Source organism: Aquimarina sediminis (genome assembly GCF_002895435.1).
Taxonomy (GTDB): Bacteria; Bacteroidota; Bacteroidia; order Flavobacteriales; family Flavobacteriaceae; genus Aquimarina; species Aquimarina sediminis.
Genome location: NZ_POYJ01000003.1, coordinates 187,603 through 209,531 on the forward strand (window position 1 = coordinate 187,603; position 21,929 = coordinate 209,531).

Below are 21,929 nucleotides of genomic sequence, written 5' to 3' on the forward strand. Positions count from 1 at the left end.
ACCAATTGATATGGGACAATTTAAAACAACGCCAATAACACGTGTTAAGAATATTTCTAAAGAAGAGTTTATCGAGCACTATTATAAGCCGCAACGTCCCGTATTAATTGAAGGTCTAACCAAGGAATGGGGGGCATATAAAAAATGGAACTTAGATTATATACAAAAAAGAGCAGGTGATCAAATAGTTCCATTATATGACAACAAACCGGCCAAAGATAAAGAAAGTGTCTACGCACCAGTAAAAAAAATGAAGCTTTACCAGTATATTGAACTTTTAAAAACAGAGCCTACGGATTTGCGTATTTTTTTCTATAACATTTTGGATAGTATGCCAGAACTAATAAAAGATTTTGAGTACCCAGACATAGGATTGAAGTTTTTTAAGCGATTACCGGCTTTATTTTTTGGAGGAGGAAATTCAAAAGTGTTTATGCATTACGATATTGATTTACCAGATAGTATGCATTTTCATTTTCATGGAAACAAAAGTGTTACATTATTCTCTCCAGAGCAGACAAAATACTTATATAAAGTTCCGTTTTCTATTCATAATATTGATAAAATTGATATGGATAATCCCGACTTCGAGCGTTATCCTGCCTTGCAATTCGCAGAAGGGATACAAGCGCATATGAATCATGGAGATGCATTGTTTATGCCCAGTGGTTATTGGCACTATATAAAATACTTGGATGGTGGGTTTTCTATGACCTTAAGAGCATTGCCAAGAAAACCAAAACGAGTACTGTTTATGCTTTATAATGTGTTTGTAATGCGTCATTTCGATAATTTGATGCGAAGGTTTAGAGGACAAAATTGGTTGGACTATAAAGAACAAGTAGCCGAAAAAAAGACAAATAAAAATTTGAGTAAATAATCAATAACATGAGGTTTGTAAATTCTATAACACATAGGTTTTTGTGTTTCGCAGTAGTACTTTTTTTACTGCAATCTTGTGGTATCTCTAGATCATTAAAAGATGTTCCTAATGTTAATGGTTATAATGCAAATATCCCTGAGCGAATTAAAACATCTGATACAACTTTTGTCTCTGGAGAGAGTTTTTTATCCAAAAACAAACAAGGTTTATGGGAATTGTATGTTTCGGGAGATCCTTTAGAAAGAGGTTTGCTTACTGGTAGTTTAACCAAAGAACTTTTCCAAAATCAAGAACATGTATTTTTATCTAAAGTAGAAGAATTAGTTCCTTCAAAAATGAAACAAGCATTGTTAAGAAGATTTCTGGCATGGTTTAACAGAAAAATGTACTTACATATTCCCGAAGAATATAAAACCGAAATTTATGGTCTTTCTAGATATGCCTCGCCCGATTATAATCACATTGCAAATCAATATTTAAGAATTCTTTATCTACATGGTGCCCATGATATTGGTCATGCCTTGCAAGACCTTGCATTGGTGGGTTGTTCTTCTTTTGCTGCCTGGGGAGATAAAACAGAAGATGGCAGTCTCATTATTGGAAGAAACTTTGATTTTTATGCAGGAGATGATTTTGCAAAAGAAAAAATCGTGGCTTTTGTCAGTCCGACAAATGGTCATAAATTTATGTCTGTTACATGGGGAGGAATGATTGGAGTAGTTTCTGGAATGAATGAACATGGACTTACAGTAACTATTAATTCAGGAAAATCAAAAATTCCTTTGATTGCAAAAACACCAATTTCAATTGTTACCAGAGAGATACTACAATATGCCTCTACTATTGAAGAAGCAATCAAAATTGCAAAAAAACGCCAAGTGTTTGTTTCAGAATCTATATTTGTCGGAAGCGCAAATGATAAAAAAGCAATTCTAATAGAAGTATCCCCAAAGAATTTTGGTGTGTACGAGGTTTCAAATTCTAATCAGTTGATTTGCTCAAATCATTTTCAGAGTAAAGCCTATGCAAAGGATAAGAATAACAGTGCTCATATCAAAGAAAGTCATTCGCAATATAGATATGAACGAATGCAAGAATTATTACAGCAACAACCAAAGATAACGCCGCAGATTGCAGTGGATATTTTAAGAAATAAAGAAGGCTTGTTGGATAAAAAAATAGGCTATGGCAATGAGAAGGCTCTAAATCAATTGTTAGCTCATCATGCTATTGTGTTTAAGCCAGAACAACGTTTGGTGTGGGTTTCTTCCAATCCGTATCAATTAGGAGAGTTTGTAGGATATGATTTAAAAGAAATTTTTAAAGACCTAAACAAAGACTCAGAGCTATTAACTCTTTCCAGCCAAAACTTAAGTATAGAAGAAGATCCTTTTCAATATTCAAAAGCATATCAAAATTATGAATATTACAGATCGTTAAGAAATGATATTATAACCGCAATTAATACTAAAAAGCACCTGGATGCTAGTATTCCAAAAAACATACTGAGTAGTAATTCAGAGTACTGGGAAGGATATTATTTGGTAGGGAAGTATTATTATCAGGAAAAATATTATGCAGCTGCATTACAATCATTTAAAGAGGCTAAGAAAAAAGAAATTACCACTTTTGATGATGAACAAAAAGTTGATTTATATATTAAGAAATTAAAAAGGAAATTGAACAAATGATTCCTGAAATAGAAAAAGCATCTCTGGCTGAGATAAAAACACTACAAGAACAAAAGCTTGTAGAATTAATGCACTACTTGTATAATAATTCTACTTATTATCAAGGTGTTTTTAGATCACATAATATTCTCCCTTCTTCTATTTGTTCACTAGAGGATTTGGTTAAAGCGCCTGTAACCACTAAAGAGCAATTACAACAATTTAATGACGACTTTATCTGTGTGCCCAAAAATGAGATTATTGATTATGTAACTACTTCGGGGACTTTGGGAGAACCAGTTACTTTTGCGTTAACAGATAATGATCTAAAAAGGCTAGCGTATAATGAGGCTATTTCTTTTGCTTGTGCCGGAGTAAAGCAAGACGATGTATTGCAACTAATGACTACCATAGATAGACGCTTTATGGCAGGTTTAGCCTATTTTTTGGGAGCTAGAGAGTTAGGAGCGGGGATTATACGTGTTGGTGCAGGAATCCCTGAATTGCAGTGGGATTCTATCTTAAAATTTAAACCAACGTATTTAATCGTTGTCCCTTCTTTTTTGTTAAAACTTATTAAATATGCAGAAGAACATGATATCGATCTTAATTCTTCTGGTATAAAAGGAGCCGTTTGTATAGGAGAATCTCTAAGAAACCAAGATTTCTCTTTGAATACGCTAGCTCAAAAAATTAAAAGTGCCTGGGACATAGAGCTATATTCTACCTATGCTTCTACAGAAATGAGTACCGCATTTACCGAGTGTAGTGAGCAACAGGGAGGGCATCATCACCCCGAACTTATTGTTGCAGAGATTTTGGATGATAATAACAGTCCTGTTGGAGATGGAGAAGTAGGAGAGCTTACTATTACTACTTTAGGTGTAGAGGCTATGCCATTATTACGATTTAAAACTGGAGATATGGTAAAAGCCCATACTTCGAATTGTAAATGTGGAAGAAACACTATGCGATTGGGACCTGTTATAGGTAGAAAAAGACAAATGATTAAGTATAAAGGAACCACCCTGTACCCTCCTGCAATGTATAATATCTTAAATGATTTTAGTGAGGTAGAAAATTATATTATAGAAATTTCTCATAATAGTATTGGTACCGATGAGATTTTGATTAAAATTGCTGCTCAAAATCCATCAGAAGAATTTCTTCACGATATAAAAGACCACTTTAGGGCTAAGCTAAGGGTCTCTCCAAAAATTGAAGTTCATGATAAAAAAGAAATTCAAAAGCTTCAATTTCCTAAATTAAGTAGAAAACCATTAATTGTTATTGATAAGAGGTAGCGTGCATAGAAAACGCTTTGGATTTTATCTGTAAAAGAATCAAATTTTTAGCGGCTCTTATATAGTTTATCCCACTGCCAGTGCCAGAGGTGTTTTCTTTATCCGGGATTAGAGATAACTTCCTTTTTGTTAATAATTTCTCCGGTAACTGCATTAACTCTATATACCCAACTTTTTTCTTCTTCTTTCTTTTTATCTATTTCTCGCACAAAAACCTCCCATGTTCTTAGCGTATCCTTTGTTTTGGTTACCCATTTATCCCTCCCAAGACTAAATATGGTATCTCTCTTAGCCATTCTTCTTTTTACAATTGCTATGGCTTCTTTGTAACAGATAGGGTATTTGTCTGCCTGCCTGTGATCTATCACTTTGGTTATTGTGCCATTTATATCGTAGTGCGTTTCTTTATTTAATCGTGCATACCCATATTCATGTTTAAACACTATACTTTTTAATTTACCATTGGAATAATAACGTCCCCATTTACCTATGTTTGTTTGCTTATTTGTTTGTTTTAACGAATAATCCCCATTACTTAGTTTCCATATGCTTGATTCATACAATTTATCATTAGCTATAGTGACTATTCGATCTCTTGCTATCAAACTATCATATTTTTTAGGATTTTTTTCTAGTTTGTCTATTAATGTCAAATCCAACTCACATAAGTTATCATTTTTGATAAACCTTTTTTGTGAGTTGCAATTGTATATGGCAACACTACATAGTAGTATTGCCATGATTTTTACTTTATTCTGCATAGCGGCTCTTATATAGTTTATCCCACTGCCAGTGCAAGAGGTGCTTTCTTTTTGCTTCATTATTATAATCCATATAGTTATCAGTACTACCCAGTTTAAAGATATGGGTTTTTGCCTTGTCTTTTTCTGTAGTTTCTTTAAAAGGGTGCGGTAATCCTGCTCCATGCATGACCTCATGAGGTATTTCCTGATGGGGTCTTATATCATTGTTTGCCATAAACATCATAGATATTCCGGATTTAGTGATTCCATTACTATACTGATTTTTACCTTCTTGGGTTGTTTTCATACACTTCATATTAGTAAAGATAAGCAAGAGTTGACTGCGATCATATGGCTGTCCTGCATTGGTACGTTTTGCTATATAGAGTTGCCCCAAATTATTAAAAAAATCATCTTTGTCCTGTTCAGTAAATTTAACACTATGGGTGCTACCTTCTGTCATAGTATCCTGTATCTTTTTTAGATAATGTTGCCCCATCTGGTCATCTGCTGCTATGGTAGTAAGATCAAAAACTTCGGGGGTATTATCTACCAGTTGTACATCGATCATGGCAGGTCCCAGTACGGCTTTAAAATACTCCTCCAACTTTTCTTGGGCGGTTTTGTTTGTTAATTCATTTTCGTCTTCACTAATTCCCTTAGCTTCTAGTATTACTGTTTTTACGGTTATGGTTTTGGGTTCCGAGTGCCGTATATCGATGGCTCCTGCAACAGTACCGTCTGCCAGTACTTGTATGGTGGTAGGGGTGTCGGGATCACCATGGGTGGTGCAGGTGATCTGTACTTTTTTGGCTTCGACCAGATCTACAGGATTACCACGGTTGTCTACGGGGGTGATGGTAAATCCTGCGGGAGTGGTAAAAGAGATATCGTTATATTCTTCTTCCCGATGCAGGTCTTTATCCAGATCCAGAGTGATGGTACGATTGATACGCAAAGTCATCTTTGGTACACGATAATCCTCGCCCTCTACCTGTATGCTGCGGTAAGAGTCTTTGTAGGTGACTGTTCTGCCGGCGATACCGTTAGAAAGACAGTTTCTGTCGAGAGATGTACTATAGGCATCAAACCCGAAGAGACCGTCTCGCAGATCGCTGTTGCTTGCTTTGAATTCGATTCTGCATTTTTTGGGTCGTAGCTCTTCTTCTGTTGTTACTGTTGGGGGTGATGATGTAGGAAAGCCCGTTTCCTGCCAATGGTTAGAGAATGTTGTACCTGATACCGAATCTTTGATCCCACCCGCAGAGATCAATACGGTTTCTGTCATAGGGTTGCTATCATTGGCAGTAAATCCTGTTTTGTGACCGATGACTACAAAATCTGCAAAATAGAGGGTTCTGGATCGTCCTCCTGTTACGGCATCCGTAAATACGAGTTTACCCTGATCCTTTTTGGTAGGGTGAGTAGCCATATCAAAAAAGTAATTATCATGGGTAGACTCGATCATCATAGTTAATCCTTTGAAGGCAGATCGGTAATTGATGGGTCTGCCAGTCTCATCACTATGTTGACCGAACTCATAATTTGCTAGGAGAACATTGTATGCCTTGTCTCCAACATAAAATTTGGCGATTATAGCCATGAAGTTTTTGGTTCTAAAAGTTAGTGGTTAAGGCACTCATATTTTATGATAGGATAAAAATGAGTCATTTATGACACAAATATCAATGATGTTTCAGAAATAACAAAATAAAATGGTTGTAAATAGCTGGTTTGTAGGGGTAATAATACAAAATGGGTGATGCTGCAATTCCAAAAGTTTCTCCTGATGCAGAGCAAGGATTCGGGAAACTCCGAAAACGTCTCCTGTTCCAGGGCAAGGATTCGGGAAACTCCGAAAGTTTCTCCTGTTCCAGGGCAAGGTTTCGGGAAACTCCGAAAACGTCTCCTGTTCCAGGGCATGGTTTCGGGAAACTCCGAAAACCCTTTTTGTTCAAGGTGATTTTTTGCTTAACGAAGTTTTATAGGGGATCGTAGAGATCTTACTTATAATGATACTCCTACAAGGACACCTATACCTATGCCGCCAAGACCGATCAGCACTTTTTCGAACACACTTTTTTTTCGTTGCCTTTTTACGTTTTTTTCTACAAGATCAAGACTGTTTGTTGCTTTTTCAAGACTATTAATAGTATAATCCAATGCTTTTTGGGTATTGGTTAGTGTCGCTTGTGTTCTTTCATAAATAGCTTTGTCCAATGCATCAGTCTCATCAAAGTTAATCTTTAGTCTACTTTCTAACTCTATATTGCGTCTAAGTGTTTTGGTGTAATTTTCTAATAGAGCATTAGTCATGTCGTTTTGGTTGCTTACATTTTTATAAAAACTCTCTAAAGCTAGAAATGATTTTTTATTGACAAGGTAGATGTCTGGTGTTTTAAATAGATATAGACTGTCTTTTTTTACCATAAAGGGCTTACCTTGGCGATCTGCATAGGATTCAGGGATTTCAATGATTTTTAAAGAATCAGTTACCTGACCATAAGAAAAAGAGATAAACATTAAAAGAAAAGAAAAGAGTAAATTTTTCATGATGTTAAGAGTTGAATCTGTTGGTTTATTGTGGAGACAAGGTATTGTTTGTGGCATAATTTATTCTATCCCAAAAAGCCTGTCTAATAGAGCTTTTTCTTCGGTTAATTTTTCATTGTTCTTAAGAATAGTATCTTTTATAGCTTCTAATTCGTTCCAATCTTTTGCGTTTTTTCTTTTAAAATCGAATAATAGAGAATCCCTTTGTCTTACAACAATATCCTTTTGAAGATTCATTTTTTCAAGCTCTTTAATAGAGTTTTTTAAATTAGATTTGGTTACAGCCAGAGTGTCTTTGGATATTCGGAGTTCTTCTCTCGCTTTATCCAATTCTGATTTTATAATTTTCCAATTGGATCCCGAATTAAAAGTCATGTAGCCAATGATGACTAAAAAAAGAAGTGCTACTATCTGTAAAATAGTGTTGGTGTTAATACTTTTCATGAGTTGTTTTTGTGTTTGGCGGGGAGATACTAAGCTCTTAATTTTTTAGATGCTTATAAAGTGGTTAATGTTAACTGACTAGTAAATGTAAGTATTTTATTCCTTTTATAGAAGGGGCATGTACCCCTAAATGAAGATAACTTTTGTTTTTCAAAACGTTCATTAATGATTATATCAAAATGAGATTCGATTGATTCTTAAGGTGTGTGCTGTAAAAGATTGTTTTGCGGATTATTATCCTAAGATTCTAGAGGAGTACTGTATTCTCAGAAAAGTATTTGCACTAAAAAAAAACATTTCTTAAAATTTTGATAAGAATTTTTTATGAATTTCTTCATTCTTGTATTTAATTGTACATTAGTCCCAACACCTCAAAACCTAAAATTATGTCAGAATTTTGGCTTTATGTAAAGCTGGGTTTTGGTCACGTGCTGGATTGGCATGCCTATGACCATATCTTGTTTTTAATTGTCCTTACGGTAGGGTACACATTTGATAATTGGAAGCGAATTTTGTTACTAGTCACCCTGTTTACACTTGGGCATACAATGTCTTTGTTTTTGGCAGTTTATGGTGTCGTTTCTGTAAATTCTAAACTAGTAGAATTCTTAATTCCCTTAACTATTTTGATAGCTGGTTTGTTTAATGTGTTTACAGCCAAAAATACTTCAAGGAACACTAAAGTCGGAATACTGTATGGAGTTACTATTTTTTTTGGATTGATTCACGGCTTAGGTTTTTCAGGTTATTTTAAAGCGATTAGTAGTAATGTAAGTTCAAAAATTTTACCTTTAATTGAGTTTGCATTAGGAGTAGAGGCTGCACAAATTGTTATTGTCTTATTTGTTCTAGTAGCTAGTTTTATATTTCAAACCTTTTTTAGGTTTTCAAAACAAGATTGGATACTTGTCATTTCTTCTGTTGTGATCGGAATGGTAATCCCTATGCTTATTGCAAATAAAATTTGGTGAATAAGTAGTCTTTAAGGTTGTATTTGCCACATCGTAATAATATATTCGTATTTTGATTGTTATCAATACACTAGAATTCTACCCTATGCCAAAAAAGAAACAACTTAAATACGACAAAGCTTATCTTAGAATAGCAAATGAATGGGGGAAATTATCTCATTGTGAACGAAAAAAAGTTGGTGCGGTTATTGTAAAGGATAGAATGATTATTTCTGATGGATTTAACGGTACCCCTACAGGTTTTGAGAATCCGTGTGAAGATGAAGAAGGGTATACAAAGTGGTATGTATTACATGCAGAAGCAAATGCAATTTCTAAAGTGGCATCGTCTACACAATCATGTAAGGGAGCAACACTTTATATTACATTATCACCATGTAAGGAGTGTAGTAAATTGATTCATCAAGCTGGTATTAAGAGGATTGTGTATCAAATAGGCTATAAAGACGATTCGGGCTTGCAATTTCTTGCTAAAGCTGGAGTAGAAATAGAACAGATTACGGATTTAGAAGAATAAATGGGATATTCAAAAAAATATTTGCCTTTGTTTTTGGGTCTGGCAGTTGGTGCCGGGGTGTTTTTGGGTAGTAAACTCGATTTTAGTAACCCTTCGGCAAAACTCTTTTCTTATAACCCCAAAAAGGAAAAACTCAATAGACTTATTGATTATATAGATTATGAATATGTTGATGAGATTAATACCGATAGTATTGTAGAAGTTACTGTAAATAGAATATTAGAAAATTTAGATCCACATTCAATATATATCCCGTCAGAAGAATTAGAAGGAATTACAGAAAGTATGCAGGGAGATTTTATAGGTATTGGTGTGAGTTATTATCCGTATAGAGATACAATATCTGTAATTAATACTATTAAAGGCGGTCCTAGTGAAAAATCTGGAATTAAAGCTGGAGATAGAATATTAATGGCTGATAACGATACTTTGTATGGGGAGCGTTTGATAAGGGATGGATTGGCAAACAGACTCAAAGGAGAACTCAATAGTCAGGTACAGCTTAAGGTGTTTAGAAGAGGTAAAGGGGTGTTTGATGTACTTGTGAAAAGAGGGCGTGTGCCTTTGCAAAGCGTAGATGCGGCCTATATGTTGGATGATAAATTAGGGTATATTAAAGTAAATCGTTTTGCAGAAACGACTTATAAAGAGTTTAAAACTGCAATGGATGATTTGTTAGATAAGGGTTTAGAGAGTGTGGTTATTGATCTTCGTGATAATGGTGGAGGGTTTATTGCCCCAGCTTTAAAAATGGCAGATGAGTTTCTTAAGGATGATGTTCTGATTATGTTTACCAAAAACAAAAAAGGAGCAATAGAAAATAATTTTGCTACCAATAAAGGAAGCTTCGAAAAAGGGAAGGTTTATGTGTTAATCAATGAAAACTCTGCTTCGGCAAGTGAGATTTTTGCTGGAGCAATCCAGGATAATGACAGAGGGATGATTGTAGGGAGACGTTCTTATGGAAAAGGGCTTGTGCAAAGAGAAATGGCACTTGGTGATGGTAGCGCCATACGATTAACAATATCACGATATTATACGCCTACAGGACGCTCAATACAAAAGCCGTATACCAATGGAAATAAAGAGTATTTTAATGAATATTTGGAGCGATATAAAAACGGCGAATTACAAAATGCAGATAGTATTCAGGTAGCAGATTCTTTAAAATTTAAAACTCCTGGAGGCAAGATAGTTTATGGTGGAGGAGGTATTATTCCAGATATATTTATAAGTAAAGACACAACCCGAGTAGGTGAAACTTTGGATTATATGCTTCGCTCGGGGCGTATGGGAGGATATGTATTTGAAGAATTGGATAAAAACAGAGTATATTACAATAATTTGTCTGAAGAAGAGTTTAAAGAAAAAATTGATATCGATGATGCTTTTGCAGAAGATTTTTTAAAATATGCAAGAAGGAGAGGTATAGAAATTGAGCTAAAAAATTATAAAAACCAATTAAAAAAGTACTTAAAAGCTACGATGGCGCAGCAGCTTTTCGGGACAGATGCATTTGAAAAAATTATAAATAAAGACGATACAATGATAAATAAAGTATTGTCATTCTCTAAAGAAGAATAACTTAGATCTCTAATATGTCTGAATTTCAAGAATATCTGTTAGCCATTGCGATTTGTTCACCCCTCTTTTTCTTTATTATTGCTGTTGCATTTAGATTGTTGGATAATAGCGCGTCTATTTTTCTAAAACATGATATCTTGGTGGATACCTCTTATGTTTCTGGTGATATAATTAGAGAACATATAGATAGCTCTAAAGATAGTAAGCTCAAAAAATCTTTAATGCGAGCACTTTTGTTTAGAAGATTACATAATTTCTTTATGATTTTAATGGTGATTTCGATTCCACCAGTAATCATAGCCTGTTTTTTTGTTTTTTAAACAGGTCTAATTTAAAAGTAAAGAATTTTAAGAATTACTTCCCTCTATTCTTTTTTTGGATGCTCTTGGATATTAATAAAATCCACATTAATAAAATAACACAAGCAGAGCAAAAAACGCCTATAAGAGCCGTTTTGCTATCACCAACTAATAAATTGTTAAAGTCTAAATGTGTACCGTTATAGATAACTAAAGCGGCTGCAATAACGATTAATACGTATATAAAATATTTCATCTGTTTTATAGTTTTTGTTTTAATAGACTAATAAAATAATAGTTACTTAACTTTTATTTAGATAAGTTGTTCTTAAAGAGATTATAGTATTTGACTATTCTTGTTTAAATATATATTCTTTAGAAGAGACCTGTGATATTTGTCGCAAATAACTTGACAGCAATAGCAAGTAAAATTACCCCAAAAATCTTTCGAATTACATTAATTCCCTGTCCACCCAGTATTTTCTCTATTCTTTTAGACGATTTTAAAACTATGTAAACAAAAATAATATTGATTAATATCGCGATTACTATATTGATTGTATGGTATTCTGCTCGCAATGATAAGATAGAGGTCATTGTACCTGCTCCAGCAATTAAAGGAAAAGCCAATGGAACTACTGCAGCGGTCTCTGGTTCATCATCTTTGTATAATTGGATGCCTAATATCATTTCTATAGCCAGAAAAAAGATAATAAAGGATCCAGCTACAGCAAAAGAATTAACATCAATACCAATAAGATTTAGTATTTTTTTTCCTACAAAAAGGAAAACTACCATTAATATAGCTGCAACTATCGAAGCTTTTTCGCTTTGAATATGCCCTACTTTTTGTCGTAAATCAATAATTATAGGAATACTTCCTATGATATCTATTACCGCAAACAAAATCATACTTGCAGTAAATATTTCTTTAAGGTCAAAGTTCATGTATAAACGATTTCAAAAATTTGTACAAATGTAAATAGACTTTATTAAATAAAGGTATTATAAAAAGGTGAATAAATTGTAAAAAATATCTGGCATAAGAATTACCTTTGCGCCATGTTTCAATTAGGAAAAACCATAATTTCGGAAGATATTATTGAAAAAGACTTTGTATGTAATCTCTCTGCATGCAAAGGCGCTTGTTGTATAGATGGTGAAGCTGGTGCTCCTCTGGAAGAGTCAGAGGTTCAGGTTCTTAAAGATATATATCCAATAGTAAAGCCTTATTTGAGAAAAGAAGGTATAGAGGCGATAGAACACCATGGAACTCATATTAAAACGGCGAATGGAGAACTAGAAACACCCCTGATTGATGGAGCAGATTGTGCTTATGTTATTTTTGATGAAAAAGGCACAGCTATGTGTGCAATAGAAGAAGCATACAATCAAGGAGAAGTAGATTGGAAAAAGCCTGTGTCCTGTCATTTATACCCTATACGAGTACAAGAATATACCGAGTTTTCGGCTGTCAATTATCATAGATGGGAAATTTGTGATGATGCCTGCGAATTAGGTAAAGAATTTCAAGTACCGATCTATAAATTTGTTAAAGAAGCTCTTATTCGAAAATTTGGAGATGATTGGTATTTGGAACTTGAAAATATAGCTTCTAATATGCAAAAATAATCCTCTTTTTTGCTTTTTTAAATGTAAAAACTCGTTTTTTCTTTACTTTTTTTAACGAAAGAAAGACATTCTTTTGGTTACGGCTTTACCGTAAAATCGTGTATTTTTGATTTTGGTGATTTTTGTTAAAAAAACACGGTTAACAAGTGGAAAATAGCAGGTTTTCAAGGATGTAGTTCAGAATATTTCTATTTTTTTTAAAATACATAACGCGTTTATTTTCAATTACTTAAAGTTTGTTTTGTGAAAGAACAGTTTTGTACCTTATTCACTTTGTGTTGAAAACTTTGTTGAAAACGTTTGTTAACTTTTCGTAGAACTTTTGACGTATTTCGTGATCTTTGTTATTCCTAAGAAGAAAGAAAAAAAAACTCAAAAAAAGCTAAAAAAAATAAAATGAGTGTCGTAGAACCTATTTTGCAAGAAAACAAAGATCGATTCGTGATTTTCCCCATTCAACATCATGATATTTGGGAATGGTATAAAAAATCCGAGGCTAGCTTTTGGACCGCAGAAGAGATCGACTTGCATCAGGATATTACTGATTGGGCGACCAAGTTAACTAATGATGAACAGTATTTTATTAAACATATTTTAGCATTTTTTGCTGCTTCTGATGGTATCGTAAATGAAAATCTGGCTGAAAACTTCATAAATGAAGTACAGTATAGTGAAGCAAAATTTTTCTACGGTTTTCAGATCATGATGGAAAATATCCACTCTGAAACATATTCATTGCTTATAGATACTTATGTAAAGGATGAAAAGGAAAAAGATATCTTATTTAATGCTCTTGAGAACTTCCCTGCAATTAAGAAAAAAGCAGATTGGGCATTAAAATGGATCGAATCTGATTCTTTTGCAGAACGATTAATTGCTTTTGCAGCAGTAGAAGGGATTTTCTTTTCGGGAGCGTTCTGTTCTATTTTTTGGTTAAAGAAAAGGGGGTTAATGCCAGGGCTAACTTTTTCTAATGAATTGATCTCTAGAGATGAAGGTGTGCATTGTGATTTCGCAGTTCATCTTCATAATAAGCATTTAATTAATAAAGTGCCAAAAGAAAAAATTCGTGAAATTCTTGTAGATGCCTTGGATATCGAAAGAGAGTTTATTACAGAATCGCTGCCAGTAAGTTTGATTGGTATGAACTCAAAATTGATGACACAATATCTTGAATTTGTTACCGATAGATTATTGGTTGAGTTAGGATGTGAAAAAGAATATGGAACAGCAAATCCATTTGACTTTATGGATATGATCTCTTTACAGGGGAAAACTAATTTCTTCGAAAAACGAGTTTCAGAATATCAAAAAGCCGGAGTGCTTAATAAAGATAACGAAGAGAATAAAATAAGTTTTGATGCTGATTTTTAGATAAAAAAACCAGAGCATAATTATTTTACAAGCTTTAAGTAAAATCTAGTAAATTATAAAACAACACAATATATTCATTCTGAGCTAGTCAAAAACAATTCTTCTGTTTAATCTAGATTGGCTCAGTTTGATACAGCTCTGCAAGAAAGAGCTTTACAAACAAAAGGGGCGAGTCATTACATTATATTACTACAAGGATTACTCTGGTTTTAGAACCTTGAGATTTCTTTTTAGTATCTAATTTTAGGGGAATAGAGTGTGATTTTTGACCTTCAGAATTATAGAAATAATAACACGAATTAACATCAACATTCTTCGGAAGAAGAAAAATTAAAAACCAAAAAAGCGTATGTATGTAGTAAAAAGAGATGGGCGTAAAGAACCAATAATGTTCGACAAGATTACCGCGAGAGTAAGAAAATTATGTTATGGGCTGAATCCACTAGTAGATCCTGTAAAAGTGGCGATGAGAGTGATAGAGGGATTGTATGACGGAGTAACAACAAGTGAGTTGGATAATCTTGCAGCAGAAATAGCAGCAACCATGACCATAACACATCCGGATTATGCAAAACTAGCGGCACGCATCTCTGTTTCTAATTTACACAAGAATACTAAGAAATCTTTTTCTGAAGTAGTTACTGATCTTTATGAGTATGTAAACCCAAGAACCGGTAAAAAAGCTCCTTTAATAGCAGATGATGTATATGAAGTTATTATTGCTAATAAAGAAAAATTAGACTCTACAATTATTTACAATCGCGATTTTGGTTATGATTATTTTGGTTTTAAAACATTAGAGCGTTCATATTTGTTAAAAATTAACGGTAAGATCGCAGAGCGACCACAGCATATGTTGATGAGGGTTTCTATAGGGATTCATCCTAATGATTTGGATGCAGCTATTGAAACTTATGAGTTGATGTCTAAAAAGTACTTTACACACGCTACCCCTACATTGTTTAATGCAGGTACACCAAAACCTCAAATGTCATCTTGTTTTCTTTTAGCAATGCAAGATGATAGTATTGATGGAATATATGATACGTTGAAGCAAACGGCTAAAATCTCGCAGTCTGCGGGAGGTATAGGGTTATCAATTCACAATGTTAGAGCAACAGGGTCATACATTGCAGGAACCAATGGAACATCTAATGGTATCGTTCCGATGTTACAAGTGTTTAATGATACAGCTCGTTATGTAGATCAAGGAGGGGGGAAGCGTAAAGGTTCATTTGCAATATATGTAGAACCATGGCATGCGGATATTTTTGATTTTCTGGATTTAAAGAAAAACCACGGGAAAGAAGAAATGCGTGCACGTGATTTATTCTATGCAATGTGGATTCCAGATCTATTTATGAAACGTGTACAAGAGGATGCAGAATGGACATTAATGTGTCCTAATGAATGTCCAGGCTTATTTGATATACACAGTGAAGAATTTGAAAAGGAATACTTAAAATTTGAAGCTGCAGGAAAAGGTAGAAGAACTATTAAGGCAAGAGAGCTTTGGGAAAAAATACTAGAATCTCAAATCGAAACAGGTACACCATATATGTTGTATAAGGATGCGGCAAATCGCAAATCTAATCAGCAGAATTTGGGAACTATACGATCATCCAATCTTTGTACAGAGATATTAGAGTATACTAGCCCCGATGAGATAGCGGTATGTAATCTAGCATCTATTGCATTGCCAATGTTTGTGAAAAATGGAGAGTTTGATCATCAGGAACTTTTTAGAATTACCAAACGTGTAACTAAAAACCTAAATAAGGTAATAGATCGTAACTATTATCCGGTAAAAGAAGCAGAAAATTCTAATGTGCGCCACAGACCAATTGGACTTGGAGTGCAAGGCTTAGCGGACGCATTTATTATGATGCGATTACCATTTACCAGTGATGAGGCTAAGAAATTGAATCAGGAAATTTTTGAAACACTATATTTTGCTGCGGTAACCGCATCTATGGAAGAAGCTCAGCAAGATGGTCCTTACCAAAGTTATGAAGGATCTCCAATTTCTAAAGGAGAGTTTCAGTATAACTTATGGGGAATAAAAGATGAAGAGTTGAGTGGTCGATGGAATTGGAGTGAATTACGCGAGCAAGTTGTTAAAAATGGCGTGCGTAATTCATTACTTGTAGCGCCGATGCCTACAGCTTCTACATCTCAGATATTAGGGAATAATGAAGCATTTGAGCCATATACAAGTAATATCTATACCAGACGTGTATTATCAGGAGAATTTATTGTGGTAAACAAACATTTACTAGAGGATTTAGTAAAATTAGGATTATGGAATGATAATCTTAAAGATGCTATCATGCGTGCAAACGGATCTATTCAAAATATAGATATTATCCCTCAAGATCTAAAAGAGTTATACAAAACTGTCTGGGAATTGAGTATGAAAGACATTATTGATATGTCTCGTCATAGAGGATATTTTATTGATCAATCTCAGTCATTAAATTTGTTTATGGAAGGTGCTACAATGGCTAAGTTAACGTCCATGCACTTTTATGCTTGGAAAAGCGGATTGAAAACCGGGATGTATTATCTGAGAACTAAATCTGCTGTAGATGCGATTAAGTTTACACTAAAAAGTAATGCAAAAGAAGAGTCACAACCAGAAAAAGTAGCAGTGGCTGCAGCGCAAGTGATGGAAGCACAATCTGCGGTAACAGAATCAAAAGTTGAGCCTGTTTCTCCAGAAGGATCTGCGCTTACTCCAGATGAGCTTCGTGCAATTATAGCACAATCAAAAGCTGCAGAAGGAGATGATTGTTTAATGTGTGGGTCTTAGACCTAGATTTATATAGGGCAAAAGGGAAGTTTTCTGTACAGATGCTTCCCTTTTTTGTTATTTTTGAGCGAATTCTCGATTTAGATCGAGACAGGGCTATGCACAACCCTTTTGTTTACTTTCTTGATTAAATAAAAGAATGTTGTTGTTTATCCTTTTTGCAAACGCAAGTAAATATGATGAACTGGGAACAACTCCTGTCTTTAAGGCGACAAGGAGATAGAAATAAAAGATTACGAAAAGAACAAGACGAAACAAGATTAGGTTTTGAAGTGGATTATGACCGTATTATTTTCTCTTCAGCTTTTAGAAGCTTACAAGATAAAACACAGGTTATCCCTCTTTCCAAAACCAGTTTTGTGCATACCCGATTAACACATAGTTTGGAGGTGTCTGTAGTAGGGCGTTCTCTAGGTAGAGTAGTAGGTAAGAAGGTTTTAGAAAAACACCCACACCTTACTGCTGTGCATGGGTACAAATTTAATGATTTTGGGGCAATAGTAGCTGCAGCGGCGTTGGCTCATGATATTGGTAATCCACCTTTTGGGCATTCTGGAGAGAAAGCGATAGGAGAATATTTTAAAACAGGAAGTGGTAGCAGGTATAAAGACTTACTTACACCAAAGCAATATCAGGATCTCATTGATTTTGAAGGAAATGCTAATGGTTTTAAAATTCTTACCGAAACCCGTAAAGGAATAGAAGGAGGGGTGAGGTTATCATATGCTACTTTGGGGGCGTTTATGAAGTACCCAAAAGAATCGCTGCCAAAAAAACCGACAAACCATATAGCTCATAAAAAATTTGGATATTTTCAGAATGAAGCTTCTTTTTTTAAAGAAGTAGCAGAAGAAGTTGGGTTGTTAAAGCATAATGTTGGTGAAGAGACTACTTATAGTCGTCATCCATTAACTTTTTTGGTAGAAGCCGCAGATGATATATGTTATACCATTATTGATTTTGAAGATGGTATTAATTTGGGACTGATAGAAGAAGAATATGCCTTAGAATATTTGATTAAACTGGTAAAAGACGCTATCAATACATCAAAGTATAACAATCTTGTAACAACAGCCGATCGATTAAGTTATTTAAGGTCTTTGGCTATAAATACATTAATACAAGAGGCTGCAAGTGTTTTTATTGCGCATGAAGAAGAGATATTATCAGGAACCTTTGATGTTGCTTTGGTTGACAAAAGTAAGTACGAAGCTCAGATTAATGATATCTTAAAGATTAGTGTAAATAAAATCTACCAAAGTCAGGAAGTAACTGAAAAAGAAATTGCAGGTTATGAAATTTTGGCAACACTTTTAGACCGATACTGCATAGCAACAGATAACTTTAATAACGGTAAGAGCTCTAATTATGATAAGCTGATTTTAAGAGCAGAAGGAGATAATTTTGATTATAAAAATGAAGATCTTTATGCTCGCCTTATCGGAATAAGTAATTATGTAGCAAGTTTGACCGATGGTAATGCATTACTGAAATTTCAAAAGATCAAAGGGCTTCATATATAAGAAATGACCTGAATTTTATGTTCAGGTCATTTTTATTCTTTCTGTATGTTGATTTTATATTTTTTTGTAGGTGTCAGTATAAGTGTCTTTTACTGTATTTCCTGCCTGATCTTTATACTCTTCTGTTTCTTCAAATTTTACTGAAGTACTTGTTAATTCAAGTATTTTGACAGAGCTAGATTCGTTTCCGAATTTGGTAATGATATTATTCTCGGATAAAGACCATTCACCTGACTCTAAAGACTCTTGTTCACATGTTGTAGTTGTTTGTCCATTATTTACAACAGTAATGGTTGAAAAAGTTGTACTTGTAATTACATCATTTGCCTTAAAATCTAAGGTGTTCATTATGTCGCATTTATCAAGGGAAATATCTTCTCCGTTTATTGTAGAAGCTGTCCATTGCCATTTTCCGATAAGATTAGATTTTGTATTTTCAGAAATACTTGAGTCATCATCACTACTACAAGAGGTAAATATTGCGGCAATAAGTAGGATAAATAAGATTGGTTTTTTCATAAGATTAATTATAATTTGTTTTTATATGTAGGTGTATGTCCTAAGGAGGTAAAATGTTACCTTTTTCTAGGTAAAAAAATATTAATAGTTATGTGTGTTACCTTTGTAAAAATGAATATTGAAGTTATATGTTGTTTGTAATCAGGGATCAAAATTAAAAAAGAGTTGCTTTTTTGAAAGTTTAAAAAAAAATCCAAGACTTCATGAAGCCTTGGATTTTGATAGGTATTAATTTTTGAAACCGTAATGGTATTTACAAGCCTTAGACCTCTTTAGTTATTGTTTAATGAGTTTAAATGCTAACTTATCCAGAGTTGCTTTGTTTTTTTGCTGATTATTAGAAACGTTTATACCACCTAATAGATAAAATTCGTTATTATATTCTATCGGTAGTGCTAAATACCTGCCTTCATAAAAATCATTGGCAATTGTGTTGAATTCATTAGTTTGAGTATCATAATAATAGAATTTGTTATTCAGTTGATATCCAGATATGTTATTATTTTGATCCACAGAAATTTCTCCCCCAAGACCAAATATAATTTTATCATTAAATATAAAACCAGATCCCTGTGCAACATAATCTGTTTTATATTCATTTAGATATTCAAATGTTTTAAAATCACTACTGAATTTATACACAGAGATTTTGTTATAATCTGATAATTTTGTGAAATAATATTCACCTTTAATTTTAAAAATAGACTTAGTTAATTGACCGTAATTAGGTCTTTGTTCAAAAGTGCTATGGTCAACAAGTAGATTGTTTTCAAAATCGTAGGTATAGATGGTGTTGAAAATATCGGAAAAGACATATAGGGTGTTGTTTTCATAAAATCCTATAGGGGCAGTTAGCTTATTGTGAAAAAATTGTTTTTCCAATGTCCAAACCAAAGTAGTAAAATTAAAGGTCCATAAGGCTCTTCTGTGCATAATGTACCACTTATCATCTTTTATGAAGCTCACATTATAATCAAAATAAGGGGAGTCAGCAACTTCAAAATCTAAATCTGTGTTGTTTTCATTGATGGTTTCCCATATATTAAGCTCGAAATTATATTTGTAAGTTTTAAAATCATCAATAGCATACAAATTGTCTTCAAATACAATAGTTTCTTTAGGAAGTGTAAAAGGGGTGGTAGAGATACTTTTGGAATCAACCAAAGTTAAAATGTTGGTTGGAGTTGGATCTGGGGTAGGAATAGAATTTTCATCTATAGTATTTTCGTCATCAGAACAACTAAAAAGTGCCAGGAAGATGAGGGGTAATATAATTTTGATCTTCATTTTTTAAATTATTAGAAGGTTATTGTTTAAAGATTCTCAAGGATTACTTTTTTGATTTTTTCGGCAGAAATACCGCACATGCCATAAAGTTCATTGACAGTGCCATGATGGATAAATTGATCAGGAATGCCCAGGTTGATGATGTTATTTTTAAAATGATGTTGATTTGCAAAATCGATAATAGAACTCCCAAAACCACCTTTGATAATACCATCTTCAATAGTGATAATTGTTTTGTATTGTTGTAATATTTGTTTTAATAAATTTATGTCTAGTGGTTTTATAAAGCAAAAATGGTAATGACCAATAAGTTCTTCTGTGGCTTCTATTGCATTGGTAGCGTGATGTGCAATGGTACCTGTAGAAATTACAGCTATTTCTATACCTTTTTTTAAAGTTGCTCCTTTTCCGATTTCAAGTTTTCGCATAGGTATTTTCCAATCGATAATATGCCCTCTTCCTCTGGGGTATCGTATTGCGATTGGGTGCTCTAGACCTAATGAAGCAGTATATAGCAAATGTCTTAACTCAATTTCATTAATTGGTGCTGCCAAGATCATGTTAGGGATGCAGTTTAAGTGTGCAATATCAAAAACACCGTGATGTGTGGCTCCATCTTCGCCAACAATACCAGCACGATCAATACAAAAGATTACTGGCAAATCTTGTAATGCGACGTCATGTATTACCTGATCATATGCGCGCTGTAAAAATGTAGAATAGATAGTACAAAAAGGGACAAAACCTTGCGTTGCCATTCCTGCTGCTAGAGTAACGGCATGTTGTTCTGCAATACCAACATCAAAAGCGCGATCGGGCATTTCATCCATCATATATTTTAAAGAGCTTCCTGTTGGCATAGCCGGAGTAATACCTACAATCTTTTTGTTGGTTCTAGCAAGTTCCAAAATAGTATACCCAAAAACGTCCTGAAACTTAGGAGGTAGTCCCGAATTGTCTTTTGGTATCAGATCTCCTGTAGAAGCATTAAATTTACCAGGTGCATGGTATTTTACTTGGTTTTCTTCTGCTTGCTTTAATCCTTTTCCTTTAGTAGTAATGATGTGCAAAAGTTTTGGACCTTTGGTAGTTTTTAGTTTTTCAAAGGTTTTGAGTAGTGCCTGTAAGTCATGACCGTCAATAGGACCAAAATAATTAAAATTTAAAGCCTCTATAATGTTGTTTTTTCTGGGCTTAACCCCGACAGTTGCTTTTGTAAGATATTCTTTTAAGGCACCAACACTGGGGTCGATTCCAATAGCATTATCATTAAGGATGACTAGCATATTTGTATCTGTTACTCCTGCATGATTGAGTCCTTCAAATGCCATGCCACTGGCTATAGATGCATCGCCAATTACTGCAATATGTTGTTTTTGTATATCTCCTTTTAATTTGGATGCGATCGCCATGCCTAATGTAGCAGAAATAGAAGTAGAAGAATGACCAACACCAAAGGTGTCGTACTCACTTTCACTTCGTTTTGGGAAACCACTAATCCCTCCTAATTGCCTATTAGTGTGGAATACATCTTTTCTTCCGGTAAGGATTTTATGAGGATAAGCCTGGTGTCCAACATCCCAAACCAGAAGATCATTTGGAGTGTCAAAAATGTAGTGAAGTGCAATAGTAAGCTCGATTACTCCCAAACTAGCGCCTAGATGTCCTTCTTTGGTAGCTACGATATTGATTACAAAATCCCGTAATTCCTGAGCCAATTTAGGTAGTTGATCAGGAGATAGTTTTTTGAGATCTGACGGATATCGAATATTTGAAAGCAATGATTTTTGCATAGAGCAAAAATACTATTTTGT

The 21,929-nt window shown here is 34.0% G+C and carries 19 protein-coding genes; 11 read left to right on the forward strand and 8 right to left on the reverse strand.

Going from position 1 to position 21,929, the window contains the following annotated elements; translation table 11 throughout:
• The first annotated feature begins 10 nt into the window (after positions 1 to 10).
• Genes C1X07_RS09520 through C1X07_RS09530 form a run of 3 tightly spaced genes read left to right on the forward strand, consistent with a single transcriptional unit; the run spans position 11 to position 3,857 of the window.
• The gene (locus C1X07_RS09520; protein ID WP_103069780.1) at positions 11 to 880 is read left to right on the forward strand and encodes a cupin-like domain-containing protein; all 870 of its coding nucleotides are present in this window, start codon (positions 11 to 13) and stop codon (positions 878 to 880) included.
• 8 nt (positions 881 to 888) lie between these two features.
• Positions 889 to 2,574: a C45 family autoproteolytic acyltransferase/hydolase gene (locus C1X07_RS09525; protein WP_103069781.1), complete on the forward strand. Its 1,686-nt coding sequence runs from the start codon at positions 889 to 891 to the stop codon at positions 2,572 to 2,574.
• Positions 2,571 to 3,857, forward strand: a complete 1,287-nt coding sequence (locus tag C1X07_RS09530) for a phenylacetate--CoA ligase family protein (protein ID WP_103069782.1) — start codon at positions 2,571 to 2,573, stop codon at positions 3,855 to 3,857. The genes C1X07_RS09525 and C1X07_RS09530 overlap by 4 nt, the downstream gene beginning before the upstream one ends.
• A gap of 98 nt (positions 3,858 to 3,955) precedes the next feature.
• On the opposite strand, the gene C1X07_RS09535 is transcribed toward C1X07_RS09530, so the two are convergent.
• The 4 genes from C1X07_RS09535 to C1X07_RS09555 all read right to left on the reverse strand — a co-directional run bounded on the left by C1X07_RS09535 (position 3,956) and on the right by C1X07_RS09555 (position 7,597).
• Positions 3,956 to 4,618: a hypothetical protein gene (locus tag C1X07_RS09535; RefSeq protein ID WP_103069783.1), complete on the reverse strand. Its 663-nt coding sequence runs from the start codon at positions 4,616 to 4,618 to the stop codon at positions 3,956 to 3,958.
• Positions 4,608 to 6,203 carry a type VI secretion system tube protein TssD gene (tssD, locus tag C1X07_RS25010; RefSeq protein WP_164914130.1) on the reverse strand — a complete coding sequence of 532 codons (1,596 nt, stop codon included), beginning with the start codon at positions 6,201 to 6,203 and terminating at the stop codon, positions 4,608 to 4,610. The genes C1X07_RS09535 and tssD overlap by 11 nt, the downstream gene beginning before the upstream one ends.
• 404 nt (positions 6,204 to 6,607) lie before the next feature.
• Entirely contained in the window at positions 6,608 to 7,153 is a 546-nt protein-coding gene (locus C1X07_RS09550) for a hypothetical protein (protein WP_128755236.1), read from the reverse strand.
• Positions 7,154 to 7,213: 60 nt separating this feature from the next.
• Positions 7,214 to 7,597 carry a hypothetical protein gene (locus tag C1X07_RS09555; protein WP_128755237.1) on the reverse strand — a complete coding sequence of 128 codons (384 nt, stop codon included), beginning with the start codon at positions 7,595 to 7,597 and terminating at the stop codon, positions 7,214 to 7,216.
• Between the two features lie 386 nt (positions 7,598 to 7,983).
• Between C1X07_RS09555 and C1X07_RS09560 the strand changes: the two genes are divergently transcribed.
• The 4 genes from C1X07_RS09560 (at position 7,984) to C1X07_RS09575 (ending at position 10,989) form a co-directional block, all read left to right on the forward strand.
• Positions 7,984 to 8,568 carry a HupE/UreJ family protein gene (locus C1X07_RS09560; RefSeq protein ID WP_103069787.1) on the forward strand — a complete coding sequence of 195 codons (585 nt, stop codon included), beginning with the start codon at positions 7,984 to 7,986 and terminating at the stop codon, positions 8,566 to 8,568.
• Positions 8,569 to 8,653: 85 nt separating this feature from the next.
• Entirely contained in the window at positions 8,654 to 9,085 is a 432-nt protein-coding gene (locus C1X07_RS09565) for a deoxycytidylate deaminase (protein ID WP_103069788.1), read from the forward strand.
• Positions 9,086 to 10,669: a S41 family peptidase gene (locus C1X07_RS09570; protein WP_103069789.1), complete on the forward strand. Its 1,584-nt coding sequence runs from the start codon at positions 9,086 to 9,088 to the stop codon at positions 10,667 to 10,669.
• A 14-nt stretch (positions 10,670 to 10,683) separates the two neighbouring features.
• Complete coding sequence (locus C1X07_RS09575; RefSeq protein WP_103069790.1) at positions 10,684 to 10,989, forward strand: hypothetical protein; 306 nt, start codon at positions 10,684 to 10,686, stop codon at positions 10,987 to 10,989.
• Positions 10,990 to 11,343: 354 nt separating this feature from the next.
• Here the strand turns inward: C1X07_RS09575 and C1X07_RS09585 are convergent, their stop codons facing one another.
• The gene (locus C1X07_RS09585) at positions 11,344 to 11,916 is read right to left on the reverse strand and encodes a MarC family protein (protein ID WP_103069792.1); all 573 of its coding nucleotides are present in this window, start codon (positions 11,914 to 11,916) and stop codon (positions 11,344 to 11,346) included.
• 114 nt (positions 11,917 to 12,030) lie between these two features.
• Between C1X07_RS09585 and C1X07_RS09590 the strand changes: the two genes are divergently transcribed.
• From C1X07_RS09590 to C1X07_RS09605, 4 genes are all read left to right on the forward strand, one after another.
• On the forward strand, positions 12,031 to 12,600 hold the full coding sequence (locus C1X07_RS09590) for a DUF3109 family protein (RefSeq protein ID WP_103069793.1): 570 nt from the start codon (positions 12,031 to 12,033) through the stop codon (positions 12,598 to 12,600).
• 396 nt (positions 12,601 to 12,996) lie between these two features.
• Positions 12,997 to 13,974 carry a ribonucleotide-diphosphate reductase subunit beta gene (locus C1X07_RS09595; RefSeq protein ID WP_103069794.1) on the forward strand — a complete coding sequence of 326 codons (978 nt, stop codon included), beginning with the start codon at positions 12,997 to 12,999 and terminating at the stop codon, positions 13,972 to 13,974.
• A 349-nt stretch (positions 13,975 to 14,323) separates the two neighbouring features.
• Positions 14,324 to 16,786, forward strand: coding sequence for a ribonucleoside-diphosphate reductase subunit alpha (locus C1X07_RS09600; protein WP_103069795.1), 2,463 nt, complete (start codon positions 14,324 to 14,326; stop codon positions 16,784 to 16,786).
• Positions 16,787 to 16,965: 179 nt separating this feature from the next.
• The gene (locus tag C1X07_RS09605; protein ID WP_103069796.1) at positions 16,966 to 18,309 is read left to right on the forward strand and encodes a deoxyguanosinetriphosphate triphosphohydrolase; all 1,344 of its coding nucleotides are present in this window, start codon (positions 16,966 to 16,968) and stop codon (positions 18,307 to 18,309) included.
• Between the two features lie 54 nt (positions 18,310 to 18,363).
• On the opposite strand, the gene C1X07_RS09610 is transcribed toward C1X07_RS09605, so the two are convergent.
• The 3 genes from C1X07_RS09610 to C1X07_RS09620 all read right to left on the reverse strand — a co-directional run bounded on the left by C1X07_RS09610 (position 18,364) and on the right by C1X07_RS09620 (position 21,908).
• Entirely contained in the window at positions 18,364 to 18,828 is a 465-nt protein-coding gene (locus C1X07_RS09610; protein WP_103069797.1) for a lipocalin-like domain-containing protein, read from the reverse strand.
• A 276-nt stretch (positions 18,829 to 19,104) separates the two neighbouring features.
• A complete protein-coding gene (locus tag C1X07_RS09615) occupies positions 19,105 to 20,115 on the reverse strand; it encodes a Kelch repeat-containing protein (RefSeq protein ID WP_103069798.1) in 1,011 nt (336 codons plus the stop codon).
• Between the two features lie 26 nt (positions 20,116 to 20,141).
• Entirely contained in the window at positions 20,142 to 21,908 is a 1,767-nt protein-coding gene (locus tag C1X07_RS09620) for a 1-deoxy-D-xylulose-5-phosphate synthase (RefSeq protein WP_103069799.1), read from the reverse strand.
• Between the last annotated feature and the right edge of the window lie 21 nt (positions 21,909 to 21,929).